This is a genomic window from Limnohabitans sp. 2KL-51, from assembly GCF_003063645.1.
Taxonomy (GTDB): Bacteria; Pseudomonadota; Gammaproteobacteria; order Burkholderiales; family Burkholderiaceae_C; genus Limnohabitans_A.
In genome coordinates, this window is record NZ_NESJ01000012.1 from 33,124 (window position 1) to 48,457 (window position 15,334).

Sequence of the window (15,334 nt, forward strand, 5' to 3'; positions counted from 1 at the left end):
ATCACTTTACATAATATACATCGTATGCAACTAAAGACGTGATGATCTTGCCAAATGCAACCGATGGGATCGGTCACACAAGTAAAGTTGACGCTACTTTCCAAGTAAAGTTATAGCTACTCACATATTCCAAGTAAAGTTGACGCTATCAAGGACTGGTGATTTGGCAAGACCAAAACGTTGATGTGCTAACTTCTATCCGATTACGCTTCGTACGGCTTTGTTCTTTGCTGCAGATTTGAGTTTTTTGGGTTGCATGTCGTTGATGCGTGCAAGATAACCTGATGCGCGCTCTGATAGCTGCGTGTTTTGCATCCTCAGCTCGTGCAGTTGCTTGGTCAAATTTCCTGCCACTTCCAGAGCCTCACTTTGATGTCGTATCTGCTTCTTTTTTTCAATCTCCACCTCTGCCTGTAATTTTTTTACTTGTTGGCGCTCGCGATCAATCTCCGCCATCAGTCTTCGTTCTGAAGACACAAACTGTGCCTGAAGCGCTTGGATTTCAGCGCTGTGAGACCGCAGTTGCGCATCGTGACGGCGACGCTCCTCATTGCCTTCGGCAACTTGCTGTTGAAGCGCCAGACGCGATGATGTGAGTTCCTCATCCTTCTTGTTCACAAGCATTTGAAGCTTATGCGCTTGACCTTGTGTTTCGGCATGCTTCAGTTCAAGCGCATCAAGGGCTTGCTTTAATTCTGATGCCTTCTGCGTGAACGCTCCACGCTCAGCTTCAATTTCAGCAAGCACCGTCGTCATTTGCTGTTCTTGCTGACTTGCTTTGTTCGCTAAATCTGCTTTTGATGCTTCAAAAGTACTGTGAGCCTCCTGCAAAGCGCTTTTCCAGAGGGTTTTCATGGCTACTTGCACAGTAGCTGGCAATTCGCTTGTTTTATCGGATTCACCCGTTGGTCCTCTCAAACGCTCTCCCAATGAAGAAAACCAGACCTCCAGCATCGGGCCCACGGTGTTGGGCGATCCACGGCCCAATTTCATGCGAACACGTTCGATGGTCGGTTTGAGTTGCTCACTGAGCAATTCGTCGGCTGCGCCGTTGACATCGGCTTGCTGAACACCTCTTGGACTTTTAACTTGCATCGCCCTGCTCCTTGCTGTAAATTTACCAACGATAAGAGATATTTATCGTGATTTAAAGGATAAAAAGATAAATAATCTTACATGCTATGTAAGATTTCTTCAAAGAAATAAGCCGCCCATGAACTTGCGCCTGCCCACGCTCAAAAATACACCCGCCCTGGAGCCAGAGGCTCTGAGCGAAGTCACCCAACGCGCCGTCGAAGATCTGCTGCGCGAAGGTGAATCAAAAAACACCCTCATCAGCTACCGCAGCGCCTTGCGCTACTGGGCCGCATGGTTTGGTGCACGCTACGGCCGACAAATACAGCTGCCCGTGCCCACCGCCTGTGTGCTCCAGTTTGTCGTCGACCACGCGGATCGAACCACCGACAAAGGCCTGGCGCACGAGCTGCCCATCGAGATCGATCAAGCCCTGGTGAAATCCGGCTTCAAAGGCAAACTCGGCGCACTCGCACACAACACCCTGATTCACCGAATTGCGGTCCTGTCCAAAGCCCACCAAATTGGCGAGTTCAAAAACCCTTGCCACGACCCCAAAGTGCGCGAGCTTCTCTCCCGCACCCGCAAGGCCTACGCCAAGCGGGGTGCCCTCCCCCGCAAAAAAGACGCCCTCACCAAAGAGCCTCTTCAAGCCATCTTGCAAACGTGCGATGACTCAGTCATCGGCATCCGCGATAGAGCACTGATCTTGTTCGCCTGGTCCAGTGGCGGGCGCAGGAGATCCGAGGTGGCCAGCGCAGACATGCAGTTTTTAAAACGCACCGGCCCCGATGCCTATCTCTACAACTTGGCGTTCTCCAAAACGAACCAAGCCGGCGCAGAACGCGCTGAAAACCACAAACCCATTTTCGGGCTCGCAGCGCAAGCCCTCTCGGCATGGCTCACCGTCAGCCACATCACCAGCGGGGCGATTTTCCGAAGAGTGCGCAAAGGCGGTCACATCGGTGAAGCGCTCTCCCCTGCCGCTGTCAAAGATATCGTTAAAAAGCGATGCTTGTTGGCAGGCATTGACGGCAACTATGCCGCCCACTCCCTGCGCTCAGGGTTCGTGACAGAGGCAGGCTTGCAAAACGTTCCCCTCGCTCAGACCATGGCCATGACGGGGCACCACAGCGTCTCCACCGTGTTGGGTTATTTCCGCATCACACAAGAGGCTGAGGTGACAGACCTTATGAGAGATGCGCGCCCCAACACTTGAAGCTCAACTGGGGTGCGTATTCCAGAACCTATTGACCATCCGCTCCAATCCCTCGTGACCATCAATTCCAGTCAAAGCTGACCACTCAGTCCAGCAAGTTGACCAAAGAAAAAAGTATGTCGATTTGACCAGATAGTAGTCAGACTGACATGGTCAATCTGACTACTCAGACTATCAGCTGGATTGCATTTTTTTGCGAGCCATTGTTTTTCGCATGGACTCCCCTTTCAGAGATAACCGATGCGATTGATGCACCACGCGATCCAATATCGCATCAGCCAACGTGGGATCAGGAAAGAACCCATGCCATTGGTCAGTTGGGTATTGCGTTGTAATGAGCAATGATCCTGTGCGCATTCGCCGATCAATCACATCAAGCAAGAACTGCGACGCATGTTGATTCATCTCACCCAAACCCAGATCGTCAAGTATCAACATACTTGGTTTGCTCAATGACAGCTTCAGAGCGGGCAATGAGCCATCAAGCAATGACTCTGTGATTGCCCCATAAAGATCACTGGCGCGATAGAACAGGACTGGCATTTTTAGCCTGCACGCCTGCTGGCCAAATGCACACGCAAGCCACGTCTTACCAACACCCGTAGCGCCTTGGATGATCAGATTTTGCTGACGCCTTATCCAATCACAGCTTGCCAAAGATGCCAACTGTGCCTTGTCTAGTCCACGGTTTACCTTGTATTCCACATCCTCAAATGAAGCCAATTCAGGCATCCCTGCGCCTCGGATCAAACGCTTCAACTTTCGGCCCTCTCGCTCGGATGCCTCGTGATCAACAAGCATTGCAAAGCGATCATCAAAACTGACATCATGCAATTTGGGTTGCTGAAGCTGCATGTCGTAAGCATCAGCCATTGGAACGAGCTTGAGCTCTCGAAGGCGAGCGATGGTTTGTTGCGTGCTGCTCATGCTGATTCTCCAAAATAACTAGGACCACGCAATTCACCAATGATTTTGACTTTGGGTGCTTGAGTGATAGAAAAACGTTTGTCTGCATCCTCTTTGAGGATGGATGTGATGCTGCGAAGTGAGGTGATATTCAATGGCATCGCGTAGGCGCAGACCTCTTCAAATCGGGCCTCACCGTAGTCCCTTGCGAGATCACGCATTCGTCGTGCAGCTTTGACGCCGTTTGTGATGTCGCTTCGGTTTTCAAGTTGATGCCGAATCATCAACTCCACATTGCCGCCGACGTTCATCGCCCATGCCAACAATGCCCGAGGTTCGGCATCAAGCACTCGGCTGTGTATGACGGGCCGATGCTCTGGTATCGTTCTGGCATTTCCTTGTATCTCAATCAAAGGGTGAAGGGCAACCCTTCGACCTCGGTGGAAAATTTCAATCACAGTGGCTGTAAACCTGAGGTCCACGCTTTCTCGTGCAAGCGTGTGAGGCACTGAATAGAAGCGTCTTTGATGTTCGACGTGATAGTCATCCTGTACCCTGACGCTATATCGCCAATCACTCAATTCAAATGCCGTTCCAGGCAATGGCTTGAGGCTCGCTTTTTCTGTTTCCAAAAAGCGATCCAATCGACAGCCAGGGAGCCGTTTAAATGGATGGCGATTCATTTCTTCGGCCTTGATCCGGAGTTCTGCATTCAACTCGGCAAGGCTTAAGAAAATGCGATCACGAAGTGAAAACAAAGCCCATCGTTGAGCGATTTGCACTCCCACTTCAGCCTTGGCTTTGTGTTTGGGTTTTCGTGCCCCCGTTGGTAAAGGTGCCGTGTCGTAATGGCTCAGGCAATCTCTGTAGGCGGGGTTGATCACCGTTCGATCCCGTTCACGCCGCCAAACGGCCGCTTTAAGGTTGTCGCTGACGACCCACTCTGGCACACCACCCAGAGCCTCGAAACAATTAGCGTGACATTTCAGCCAGTCTTTGGTGGTCTGACTCGCCGTAGCTTCGATGTACGTGTAGTTTGAGTACCCAAGCACAGCCACAAAGATTTGAGCAAAGGTCGATGGGCCACCGTTTTGATCTCGGATTTCAACGGTCCGGCCCGCAAAATCCACAAACAGCTTTTCAACTGGTCGGTGCGTGCGTCGCATCACCACATGTTGATTTTTTGTCCAAGCTCTATAGAGCATGGCAAATTGTGAGTAGCCCACCCCGTCGGGGGTGGTCTCGCGCCACTCTCGCCAAAGACGCTCCAGAGTTGCGTCGGGTCGCCGCATTTCGGCATGAATCAATTCACAATCTGGATGCGTCTTGAGTTGCGCAATAGATCGATCTTGGGTTCCAAGTGCTGCCCGCCAGGCATCATCATCTAACGGCGAAAGCTCTTGCCAACTCAAGCCAGAGGCATCCACTTGCTGTCGAAATTTTCGGATCGTGTCGTGGTGCGTCCCTGTTGTTCTTGAAATTGCTCGGTGAGCCAACGTCGGGTCATAAAAGTGCTGGCGTGCAATGTCACGCTGCAAATGAACGGGTAGCCTCATGGGCTGCTCCTTTGGTCAAACGAGTGCAGGAGGCATGCACTCGGGGTGAGTTAACCCACTCCCGCCCACTTGACATGAGGGGATGCTCGACCGATACTCCAACCCACAAGGTACTACTTGATTCGGCTTCGGTCGGACGCTAGGCCCGAGGTGTCCGCCTCGGGCTTTTGCGTTTCTGGGTGGCTAGATTTAGCGTCGTTCTGGTTTTTTCCTCCTCGTTTTATTCAGTGCTAGACGTGATCCGTGCCTGCGCAAGCCAGTGGGCGACATCTCTGGTGAGTGCATAAAAACCTCGTCGATGTGGCAACGTGAACAGCGTTACGGCGACTTGACCACGGTATCTGGCTTGTCTTAGCCCCGCCACACTGGCGTGTCCCAGAGCGTTGGCCAACCGCAGGCCTCCCAGCAGTGGGCCATGGGTTTGCTCCATTTCTGTTTTCAATTTTTCAGCCAAGGTGCCTGGCTCGCATGAACTCGTGGTCATTTGTTCGGGTCTCTCTACGGTTGTCACGCAGTGTTTCCGAAAGTTAGCAATTGTGGAACCCGAACGGATAATCGGAGTTTCTGTACACCATGACCATGCCCACCTTTTTGCAACCGCCAAAGCCGGGTCGCCCCAAGCGAAATCCGATTGATGTCTTGCGCACGAAGGTCTGGTTTTATGCCGTCAAAGCCAGGTCGGGTTTGCCAAGTGCCTACGCCATTGAGTTGGCAATAGAGCCGTCCATCGTTAAACACAAAGAGGCAGGGGTGGTACGCCCGCGTAAATGGGATGGCTATCAAACGGGTTTGCGTGTCCCGCGAAGAATGGTCGGCAAGCCATATTCAGTTGATATTGCCGATCAAAACTATCCCGGTACTGCGTCCTACTTTGATTCGCCTATTTGGGCTGTGTTGCGTGGGGATCAGCTCAATCAGAGATGGATTGACGATCAGCTGAAAGCATTAGCCCCTGCTATCACGGATCTCCTGATGGTTTCAGCACCTCCAATGCTTCAGGCCATCCCGCAACCAGATCGTTTCCAGAAATTTGATGAAAAAACGGCCTATCGGTTGGCAGAAATCGGAACATTTGAAGCGTTGGTTGCGCTCATCTTGCTCGTCAAAAAATCAGAATTGATTTCCTCTCAAGAGTTACGAGAGTTGGCGCTTAACGCTTACCACCATTGCCAGTCTTGGGTGAAGGTGTTGCCAGAGATTGCGCCTATCGCACTCGATCTATTCCATGAAATTGATCTCAAGTGCAAACACTGGATCTACCCATCCCCTGAATGGCGAATGGAAGTGGTCATCTTCTCCCGTGAGATCAATCGATGACCCCTTGGTCGCACATCAAATCAAACCGACATCTGAAACTTGGGCATCTGGTCAATGGTTTTTCTCTGGACCGACCTTGGTCAACCTGGTTTTCAACCAGCGAGGCCCCCATTACCGCCGTCTTTCTTCAAGGGCCGTTGCTCCCACCCCAGCCAAAAGCAGTCTGACCATAGTCGGCTCGTTTCAAGAGCTTGACAGGCCCAGCCCGGTCAACCCACGTCTCCCAGATTGGTTTGCCGCGTTGTGCCTCAGCCATTCTTAAACGTGTTTCTGCGTGTGTGGGTTCCAAAATTAGTGTCAGTGGACAGTCAATGAGATCAATGGCTTTAACACTAACTCTTCCATGGGTTGGACGGTAGCCCCCCCCCCGCATTTAATGTCAAATTCCTATTTCGCAACACAAATTTTGTCAGTCAGCTTCCGACCCATTGCAGCCGGTCACATCTTTTAAGACGTTGACTTGTTTGTAGCGGTTGCTGCCGGTCGTGTCCCGCAGTCATTTGTGGGCTTTCTGCCAGTAGCGGTCGGTCGATCTTTAACCATCAGGCTCGGCAGCCGGTCAGTTCGGTCATAGGCCAATGACCGCTACCACACATCCTATCCAGTGCTGACGGATAGGATCCATTGATGCATGGGCCAATTTGCACAACAGGCTATGACGCCCAATGAACAGGGAGCCCTGCACATTTTCGATGCAGCGACGTTTTCTTACTGAACTAGCTGGATGTCAGTGACGATCATCTTGCCACCTTCATTGATCACCATAAACTTAATTTTTTCGCCTGGCTTGATGCTGGTCAATAAACTCTTATCTTTAGCAGTAAATACCATTGTCATTCCCGGCATATCCATATGTTTGATTTCGCCGTGTTTGATCGTGACCTTGCCAGTTTCGAGATCAATTTTCTTGACCTCTCCGTCGGTTAAAGACGGCGTCATTTGAGACATGTTCATCTTGCTGTGATCCATGACAGCTTGGGAAAAACTGCTTAAGGGAAGAGCCGCACCAATGGTCAATAGTGCAATTGCAATTTTCGTTTGAATATTTTTCATATTTTCCTCATGAGTAAGAGTTAAAAACTTTTGATGATCCGTCTTTTTGGATTAGCAAGACTTGATACGCGTCACGCCTTGCGCCGTAGACAGGACCGTCCATTCCAGGAGATCCGATAGGCATCCCCGGAACGGCAAGACCTAACGCTTGTGGTTTTTCTTTGAGTAAACGTTGAATGTCTTCGGCTGGCACATGCCCCTCAATCACATATCCACCGACCAGAGCTGTATGACATGAAGCGAACTTTTGAGGCATACCCAGTCGAGCCCGCGCTGCGTTATTACCTTGATCGTTTACTTTCAAAGAAAAATTATTCTTTTCTAAATGAATAATCCAGTCTTTGCAACAGCCACAGTTAGGGTCTTTCCAGACTTGTATAGCTATAGCGTTTGGGCTGGCTGCAATAGCAATTGAGGACGAGCACATTGAAGCTATTCCCAACAATAGCAACCGCCTCGTTGAATTTTTTGAACTGTTTTTGTCAGTCATTTCAGCAGCCCTATCCTGTAATGAAATTACTTCTTGCCAACCTTGATCGCGCCCTTCATCCCAGCTTCGTAGTGGCCTGGCATCAAGCAGGCAAAATTTACGGTTCCAGTCTTCGTGAATTGCCAAACAATTTCGCCTTGCTGTCCTGGAGATAGTGTCACTTTGCCAGGTTCGTCATGTTCCATATCTGGGAATTTTTTCATCTGCTCCAGATGCTCGAGCAATTCCTTCTGGGTGCCCAGACTCAATTCGTGCTTGACCTTTCCTTGATTCTTGACAACAAAGCGGACCGTCTCTCCTTGCTTGACCTGAATAGATGAGGGTGTGTAACGCATGTTATCCGTCATATCGACATTGATGGTCTGCGTTACCTTGGAGGCAACACCTGGTTTGCCAATTGCGGTTTCCTCGTCAGCATGGCCATGCCCACCGGCGTGCTTTCCAGCCGCAAAAGCCGACGCTGACAGGGTCAGAGCAACCAAAACAAAGATTTGGCGAGAAGTGATGTGCTTGGGTTTCATTCGTTAACTCCGGAAAAAAAATTCAGTGATTGCTATGTGATGAGGGCTTGCGCACCTTGACTTCGGTCGTCTTGGCGGGCATCTGGGCGCGAGGCATGGACTGCCCACCCTCCGCCTTGAAGCGCGCTGGTTCAGTCAACGGCCCGGTGTACTCATGGGCTACCGTGCCTTCGGGATGCTTGTACCAACCCGGGTCCTTGTAGTCCCCCGGCTTTTGATTACGGCGGACCTTCAGAACGCTGAACATGCCACCCATTTCGACCGATCCGAAGGGGCCTTGGCCAGTCATCATCGCAGCGGTGTTGTCAGGGATGGGCATTTCCATCTCAGTCATGTCGGCCATACCACGCTCACCCATGACCATGTAGTCTGGAATCAGGTTATTGATCTTCTTGGCGATGCCACGGTGATCCACACCAATCAATGTCGGAACGTTATGGCCCATGGCGTTCATGGTGTGATGGCTTTTGTGACAGTGGAAGGCCCAGTCCCCTTCCTCATCTGCCAGAAACTCGATCTGTCGCATCTGACCGACGGCCACATCGGTCGTCACTTCATGCCAGCGGGTGCTCTTGGGTGTCGGGCCACCGTCCGTACCAGTGACGAGGAACTCATGGCCGTGCAAATGTATGGGGTGATTCGTCATCGTCAGATTGCCAATGCGAATACGCACCTTGTCGTTCAGGCGAACATTGAGGCTGTCAATGCCTGGAAATATCCGGCTATTCCAGCTCCACAGGTTGAAGTCCAGCATTGTCATGATCTTGGGGGTGTAGCTGCCCGGATCGATGTCATAGGCGTTGAGTAGGAAGCAGAAGTCTCGCTGGACCTCATCAATCAGATCATTCTTGACCTTAGGATGGGTCACCCAAAAGCCCATCATGCCCATGGCCATCTGTGTCATCTCATCAGCATGCGGGTGGTACATGAAGGTGCCAGGCCGGCGCGCGACGAACTCGTAAACAAACGTCTTGCCGGAGGGAATAGCCGGCTGGTTCAGTCCGGCCACACCGTCCATGCCGTTGGGCAGGCGCTGCCCGTGCCAGTGAATGGAGGTATGCTCTGGCAGCTTGTTGGTCACGAAGATCCGTACGCGATCGCCCTCGACCACTTCAATCGTGGGCCCCGGGCTCTGGCCGTTGTAGCCCCAGAGATGGGCTTTAAAGCCAGGGGCCATTTCCCGCACTACTGGTTCGGCGACCAGGTGAAATTCCTTGACGCCTTGATTCATGCGCCATGGCAAAGTCCATCCATTCAGCGTCACCACCGGGTTGTAGGCGCGTCCGCTGTTGGGGACAAGCGGCGCCATGGTGTTAGGGCTGGTCTGTATTACAGGCTCAGGCAGAGCGGCCATCGCCACGCGGCTGACCGCGCTGGCGGCCACGGCACCACCAGCAATCCCGGCGTACTTAAAAAAGTCTCTTCTGGAAGTCATCGTTGTATCTTTCATTCAATGAGGCGCAGCGCCACCGGCTGGCGCACTGGGCATGGCTGCCAGCGGAGTGTTCATCGGTCGCCCGACCAGTGAGGCTTGTAGCGCGGCATCCGCTAGCCAAAACTGCTGCTCGGCTCCGATCGCAGCCATGACCGTAGAGACCTGATCACGTGAGTCCGCCAGCAACTCGAAGATGCCGATGATCATTCCGTTGTAGCGCAGTTGGTTCTCTTCTGAGATCACCTTACGAAGCGGTATCACCTCGTCCCGGTTGTGCCGTGCAATGTCATAAGCCGTGCGATAGGATGAGTAGCTTTCTCGCAAGCTTGAACCCGCCGAGCGGACGGTCGCCTCAAGCTGATTGGCTGCGGCCAAGGTGCGTGCGTTCATGGCATCGCGCTGCATGCCCCCCCAATCAAAGATGGGCAGGCGTACCGCGATTTCATACCCTCGCGCTACGCTGCGCTCACCCGCCACGCTGTTCGTGCTGGTGTTGCGCATGGCCCTCAGTTCAATGTCGGTGATGCTGGTGACCATGTTCAAACCCTGGGCTCTGGCGGAAGCATCCAGTGTGCTTTGGGCAAGACGGATGTCGAGGCGGTTACGCGTAGCAAACGTCGCAACGCCCTGCGGATCGAGCGCCTGTTTGGGTAGTTCAGGCAAGCGGTCCGGCAGTTTGAGCATCTGGGCCTGTTGGGCATCCAGACCGAGTACGCGTACGAACTCTTCGCGGGCAGCAGTTACTTGGTGAGTTGCTGTTGCCAATCGGGTCCCTGCGTCCGCATAGAAGGCCTGCTCACGAGCCCGTGTGAGGCGATTGAAGTTGCCTATGGCCTGCATCCTGCGAGCCAGTTCGGCACTCGCTGCAGCGCTTTCATACACCTGCTTGGCATACTGAAGCGTCTGTTGGGCAGCCACGGCGCGGACCCATGCCTGGCGCACGCGGGTGACCTGGTCGACCACATCACTCGACAGTCGCAGATGGGCCACTTCGATGCGACGGTTGGCGATTCCCTGGCGACTAGGGAGGGTCAGAATATCGAGCAGACCAAAGGAAAGCGCACGGTTTAACTCCAGCGCATCACCGGCCACCATGCGTTCCAGGGAGAAGACCGGGTTTGCAATCGTGCCCACTTGTGCCGCATCTGCGGACTCCGCCCAACCTTGAGCCAGCAACGCCTGGAGCGATGGGCTGTTGACGAGCGCCAGCTGGACCGCCTCGCGCTGACCCAGAATGTTTTGAAGCAGCTTCTGGGCCGCCTGCGCACGCTGTTCGCGCTCATCGGCAGTCCGCGCGAGAGAAATCTGCCCTTCGGCAAAACTCTTGGCCTCCTCGTTCACCCGGGCAACGTTTTGTTCGAGGCTAACAGTGGCGCAACCGGCAAGCGTGGCCAAGGCGATCGCGGATAGCGCCAGTTTCCCTAGCGAGGTGCTTGGGATGCGCTTCATGGCTTGACTCCCCCATGATGACCAGATTGCGTATCAGGCACGTCAGAGGCGTCCTTCAGGGCCTCACCTGTCGCGACCTCCTTGGCATAGCTGCGCCAGCCTCCAATACGACCTACCAAGTCGTTGGCTTTGACCCATGACTGAATGGCCTGGTCGTTATAGGGGCGGAAGTCACTAAGTGCAGACTTGTACTCAACTTCCACCACCGAAAGATTTTTCACGGGCTCGCTGGTGGCTTGGGCCGCGGCTACACCAGCTAACATGGCACAACTCAGGGCGAGACATGTCTGTGCGAATAATAGTGAACGTCTGACGAGCATGGTTTCCTCAATGTGATCGGTAACATAGATAGGGGGAATTATTAAAATACCAAGTCGTCAGCACGATGTCGAAAAGATTACATATTTGTCATCTTGCCATCGCAACAAATGGAAGTCGTCATACTCAGGTCTGCCAAAGAGGGTCAGTTGCCAATGAAAATTTTGATTGTGGAAGATGAGCCTAAGACCGGGGCATATCTGCGCCAGGGACTGATCGAGGCCGGTTTCGTTGTGGACTTGGCCAGAAATGGGCCCGACGGCCTTCACCTAGCTCTTGGCGGTAACTACGATCTCGCGATCCTGGATGTGATGATGCCGGGCATGAACGGTTGGGAGGTCCTGCAGGCGATACGTCATGAAGGCCTACAAGTGCCAGCCATGTTTCTCACCGCCCGCGATCAGGTGGAAGATCGCGTGAAGGGGCTTGAATTAGGCGCCGACGATTACCTCGTCAAGCCGTTTTCCTTTGCCGAGCTCTTGGCCCGAGTTCGCACCATTGTGCGCCGCGGTCGTAGTGGCACCGAATCCACGATCTTGCAGGTGGCAGACCTCCAACTTGATCTGCTACGCCGCCGCGTCACCCGAGACGGCAAGCGCCTTAATCTCACCGCCAAGGAGTTTGGATTGCTAGAACTGCTGATGCGTAGGCAGGGAGAAGTCCTGCCCAGGTCGCTGATCGCCTCTCAGGTTTGGGACATGAACTTCGACAGCGACACTAACGTCATCGAGGTGGCCATGAGGCGTCTGCGCGTCAAGATCGATGATGATCACCAGTTCAAGCTGATCCAAACTGTACGCGGCATGGGCTACGTGCTCGAAGCGCCGGAGGGTCGCTAGATGTTTCGCAGGCTGTCACTGACATCCCGCCTCACCATCTTTTTTATAGCGCTGGCCAGTTCGGTCATCCTGGGCTTGGCGCTTCTTTTCATGGTAGAGGCTGATAGGCACTTCGTCGACCTCGATAGCGCCGCCTTGGATGATAAAAAGCACCTGATCGAGGGCATTCTGGCCAGTTCTCGATCCCATGAAGAAGCTCGCAGTCGCCTGAACGAAGCATTGAGCCATCACCACAGCCTTTACGCTCTGGTCAAAGGACCGCAGGGTGAAAAGTTGTACCAGACCAACGGATACAGCGGCCCGACTACGCAAGCATCATTCATCACGAATGACGACGGCCACGGGCTTCAGTCTTGGAGGAGTGGCGGTCGCGAGTTCCATGAGATGAGCTTTACTGCTGGCATGGTTCAGGGAATGGCCGGGCCGCTCCAAATATCACTCGCCGTCGATACGCAGCACCACCAAGAATTCATGAGGGAGCTCCGGCGCAGCATTGCGATCTATGCTGTGCTGGCCATTCTTCTAAGCGGATTCTTGGCTTGGTTCGCGGCTCATCAAGGCATGTCTCCGCTGCGCGCAATGAAACGTCGCGCCGCTGCAGTGACAGGCCAACAGTTGCAAGAGCGCATGCCCGAGGATGCCGTCCCGATTGAAATGGCAGATTTGGCAAGGGAACTCAATGAGATGTTGGGTCGCCTGCAGAACGACTTCAAACAGCTTGCTGATTTTGCGGCGGATTTGGCACATGAACTTCGCACACCCATCAGCAATCTCCTCACCCAAACACAGGTGACGCTGTCCACCCAACGCGACCTTAAGACATACCAAGATACGCTGGCGTCCAACGCAGAGGAATTGCAGCGTTTGGCTCGGGTGGTATCAGACATGCTATTCCTCGCCAAGACAGAGCGGGGGGTAGACCTGCCCCATAAGGAGTCCTTCTCGGCAGCACAAGGAGCTCGCGAACTCGTTGAATTTTATGAAGCCGTTGCGGACGAAAAACGCATCTTGATGAGCGTGGAAGGTGATGGGCGAATCTATGGCGATCGTTTGATGTTCAGACGTGCCTTGAGCAACCTCCTATCCAATGCGCTCAGGCATGCACCAGTCGGCGGTGTCGTGGGCGTCAGAATCGAAAGTTCGTCGCGTGGAATTGAAGTCACTGTCAAAAACACGGGCAAGGAGATTCCATTGGATGTCCAGCAGAGAGTCTTCGAGCGCTTCTATCGCGCAGACTCAGCACGCAGGCACCCAGCTTCTGACGGGGCAGGCTTGGGGCTGTCGATTACCAAAGCCATCGTCGAGGCCCATGGCGGGGCGATCTCGGTTACTTCAGACCAGGAGTGGACTCGATTCAGGCTTGTTTTTCCAGGGCTTCAAGCAAGGATGAGGCAAGCGACTGAACTACTTAGTCGGCCCTGAATAACGCCTTTTGCGTGAACAAGAGAGGGCCGGATCGCGCTGTACCGATTCATAACAACCGCCGCAGCGGGCGCAAACAAATGAGACTGCCCAATGAGCAATCAAGGCGACCGGGGAAACTGCTGCGGCCGTGGGACGTGGCGGCCACACCGCTGGAACTGGCGCTGGCCAGGGGCCACCGGTGGTTGGCAATGCTGGAGTACGGCAAGTTGAAAAACCTGACTGAAAATGTAGCGCTGGAGGGAGTCGACAACAGCTACGTCAGCCGGATGGTGAATTTGACTACGCTGGCACCGGACATCGTCGAGGCGATTTTGGAGGATACGCTGCCGGATCACCTGACGCTGTTTGATCTTGCGGTGGACCCGCCTGCGCTGTGGGAGGAGCAGCGGTTACGGATTTGGTGAGACGGGACTGTAAAAGATAGTGATGGCGACTGACTCCATGACAGCGGGGTGTCTGTACAGCCAGCACCAGACCGCCCGATCATGTTCGCATAAGCACGGATCGCATACGCGGCATGTCGAGTGACCGGTATTTCAATTACAACGGTCCTCGTAGCTCCTCCCGCTTAAATGACCGGTAGTAATCGCCGCAACTATGACGTCCACTTACCGCGAGTGACTACAACCAGCCTAAATCACAGATTGATACAACAACAGCATCGTCCGCTTTTGGCCGATAGCTGTCGATGGTTACAACGATTGGACTAGTTGGTCACGTTGCTGGGTTGATTGGTCAACATCACTGGAATACGCAACTGGGGTATGAACTAGTATGGAAAATCAGGCACAGGAGATCAAATGAAGACCATCACGCTCTATTTCGCAACCGCAATCGCTGAAATCGTGGGGTGCTACCTGCCCTGGCTCTGGCTCAAGCAAAACGGATCTCCATGGTTGCTGATACCCGCCGGAGTCAGTCTGGCGGCCTTCGCGTGGCTACTGACACTGCACGAAGCTGCCACCGGACGCGTCTACGCTGCTTACGGGGGTGTCTACATCTTTGCAGCTATTCTTTGGCTATGGGCCGTCGACGGCATCCGACCATCGAATTGGGATGTCGCGGGTGTTGCCGTGGCCCTGCTGGGTATGAGCATCATTGCCTTTCAACCGCGCTAGGAACAGATCCTCAATTTGGAGAATGCTTTGAAAAAAGCGCCTTGCTTGCGGATCTCGGAACAGTGTTTACGGGCGCTCAAAGGGACTCGTACCCCTTTGACGCAAATCAGTGCGCCCCATGCACATGGCGCGCGCCTCGCTTGCCCACCGGCCCCACTTCCTTAGAGGCCTGAGCAATTCCGGAAAGCACACCGCACTCACTGACAGAGCCGTTTCCGGCACAACCGGTTCGCAACTCAACAAGTTGCCTTTGCAAGACCTTCAGCTCTCTGATTCGAACCGCCACATGCTTGATGTGCTCATCAACCAAGGCGTTGATGTCAGAACAGTCCTGTGGGGGGGAATCTTTCATGCGCAACAGCGCTCGAATCTCATTCAGGGCCATGTCCAAGCTTCGGCAGTACCGAATGAACGAAAGTCGTTCAACGTGCTCCGGTCCATAGACGCGGTAGTTGCCTTCTGTTCGCCCCGGCTGTGGCAACAAGGCCTCACGCTCGTAGTAGCGAATCGTCTCCACCTGTGTATCGGTGGCCTTGGCGAGCTCTCCAATCCTCATGGTGTCCTCCATCAGCGGTTGACCATATTTTAGGCGCTTGACTCTAAAGTGGCTACAG

General features: G+C 53.5%; 16 protein-coding genes. 6 read left to right on the forward strand and 10 right to left on the reverse strand.

Annotated features, from left to right (window positions below):
• Positions 1–195: 195 nt before the first annotated feature.
• On the reverse strand, positions 196–1,095 hold the full coding sequence (locus tag B9Z49_RS13520; RefSeq protein WP_108353986.1) for a DNA-binding protein: 900 nt from the start codon (positions 1,093–1,095) through the stop codon (positions 196–198).
• 124 nt (positions 1,096–1,219) lie between these two features.
• On the opposite strand from B9Z49_RS13520, the gene B9Z49_RS13525 reads away from it, so the two are divergent.
• Entirely contained in the window at positions 1,220–2,293 is a 1,074-nt protein-coding gene (locus B9Z49_RS13525; RefSeq protein ID WP_228768235.1) for a site-specific integrase, read from the forward strand.
• 174 nt (positions 2,294–2,467) lie between these two features.
• On the opposite strand, the gene istB is transcribed toward B9Z49_RS13525, so the two are convergent.
• Positions 2,468–3,220 carry an IS21-like element helper ATPase IstB gene (istB, locus tag B9Z49_RS13530; RefSeq protein WP_100117900.1) on the reverse strand — a complete coding sequence of 251 codons (753 nt, stop codon included), beginning with the start codon at positions 3,218–3,220 and terminating at the stop codon, positions 2,468–2,470.
• Positions 3,217–4,755: an IS21 family transposase gene (gene istA / locus B9Z49_RS13535; RefSeq protein WP_108353987.1), complete on the reverse strand. Its 1,539-nt coding sequence runs from the start codon at positions 4,753–4,755 to the stop codon at positions 3,217–3,219. Before istA ends, istB begins: the two co-directional genes overlap by 4 nt.
• Before the next feature lie 579 nt (positions 4,756–5,334).
• On the opposite strand from istA, the gene B9Z49_RS13545 reads away from it, so the two are divergent.
• Positions 5,335–6,072, forward strand: a complete 738-nt coding sequence (locus tag B9Z49_RS13545) for a hypothetical protein (RefSeq protein ID WP_158273501.1) — start codon at positions 5,335–5,337, stop codon at positions 6,070–6,072.
• 708 nt (positions 6,073–6,780) lie between these two features.
• Here the strand turns inward: B9Z49_RS13545 and B9Z49_RS13550 are convergent.
• Genes B9Z49_RS13550 through B9Z49_RS13575 form a run of 6 tightly spaced genes read right to left on the reverse strand, consistent with a single transcriptional unit; the run spans position 6,781 to position 11,283 of the window.
• A complete protein-coding gene (locus B9Z49_RS13550; protein WP_089957684.1) occupies positions 6,781–7,125 on the reverse strand; it encodes a copper-binding protein in 345 nt (114 codons plus the stop codon).
• A 7-nt stretch (positions 7,126–7,132) separates the two neighbouring features.
• The gene (locus tag B9Z49_RS13555) at positions 7,133–7,615 is read right to left on the reverse strand and encodes a DUF411 domain-containing protein (protein WP_089957688.1); all 483 of its coding nucleotides are present in this window, start codon (positions 7,613–7,615) and stop codon (positions 7,133–7,135) included.
• A gap of 26 nt (positions 7,616–7,641) precedes the next feature.
• The gene (locus B9Z49_RS13560; RefSeq protein WP_089957691.1) at positions 7,642–8,136 is read right to left on the reverse strand and encodes a plastocyanin/azurin family copper-binding protein; all 495 of its coding nucleotides are present in this window, start codon (positions 8,134–8,136) and stop codon (positions 7,642–7,644) included.
• A gap of 22 nt (positions 8,137–8,158) precedes the next feature.
• A complete protein-coding gene (locus B9Z49_RS13565; protein WP_089958022.1) occupies positions 8,159–9,571 on the reverse strand; it encodes a multicopper oxidase family protein in 1,413 nt (470 codons plus the stop codon).
• 15 nt (positions 9,572–9,586) lie between these two features.
• Positions 9,587–11,020 carry a TolC family protein gene (locus B9Z49_RS13570; RefSeq protein WP_089957694.1) on the reverse strand — a complete coding sequence of 478 codons (1,434 nt, stop codon included), beginning with the start codon at positions 11,018–11,020 and terminating at the stop codon, positions 9,587–9,589.
• The gene (locus B9Z49_RS13575) at positions 11,017–11,283 is read right to left on the reverse strand and encodes a hypothetical protein (protein ID WP_228769235.1); all 267 of its coding nucleotides are present in this window, start codon (positions 11,281–11,283) and stop codon (positions 11,017–11,019) included. The genes B9Z49_RS13570 and B9Z49_RS13575 overlap by 4 nt, the downstream gene beginning before the upstream one ends.
• Positions 11,284–11,493: 210 nt before the next feature.
• Between B9Z49_RS13575 and B9Z49_RS13580 the strand changes: the two genes are divergently transcribed.
• The 4 genes from B9Z49_RS13580 (at position 11,494) to B9Z49_RS13595 (ending at position 14,720) form a co-directional block, all read left to right on the forward strand.
• Positions 11,494–12,177 (forward strand): heavy metal response regulator transcription factor, encoded by a 684-nt coding sequence (locus tag B9Z49_RS13580; RefSeq protein WP_089958025.1) that lies wholly within the window; start codon positions 11,494–11,496, stop codon positions 12,175–12,177.
• Complete coding sequence (locus B9Z49_RS13585) at positions 12,178–13,599, forward strand: heavy metal sensor histidine kinase (protein WP_089957701.1); 1,422 nt, start codon at positions 12,178–12,180, stop codon at positions 13,597–13,599.
• An 80-nt stretch (positions 13,600–13,679) separates the two neighbouring features.
• Complete coding sequence (locus B9Z49_RS13590; RefSeq protein WP_194944739.1) at positions 13,680–14,006, forward strand: LacI family transcriptional regulator; 327 nt, start codon at positions 13,680–13,682, stop codon at positions 14,004–14,006.
• A 396-nt stretch (positions 14,007–14,402) separates the two neighbouring features.
• A complete protein-coding gene (locus B9Z49_RS13595) occupies positions 14,403–14,720 on the forward strand; it encodes a YnfA family protein (protein ID WP_053176984.1) in 318 nt (105 codons plus the stop codon).
• A 106-nt stretch (positions 14,721–14,826) separates the two neighbouring features.
• Here the strand turns inward: B9Z49_RS13595 and cadR are convergent, their stop codons facing one another.
• Positions 14,827–15,276 (reverse strand): Cd(II)/Pb(II)-responsive transcriptional regulator, encoded by a 450-nt coding sequence (cadR, locus tag B9Z49_RS13600; protein ID WP_108354073.1) that lies wholly within the window; start codon positions 15,274–15,276, stop codon positions 14,827–14,829.
• Positions 15,277–15,334 lie beyond the last annotated feature (58 nt).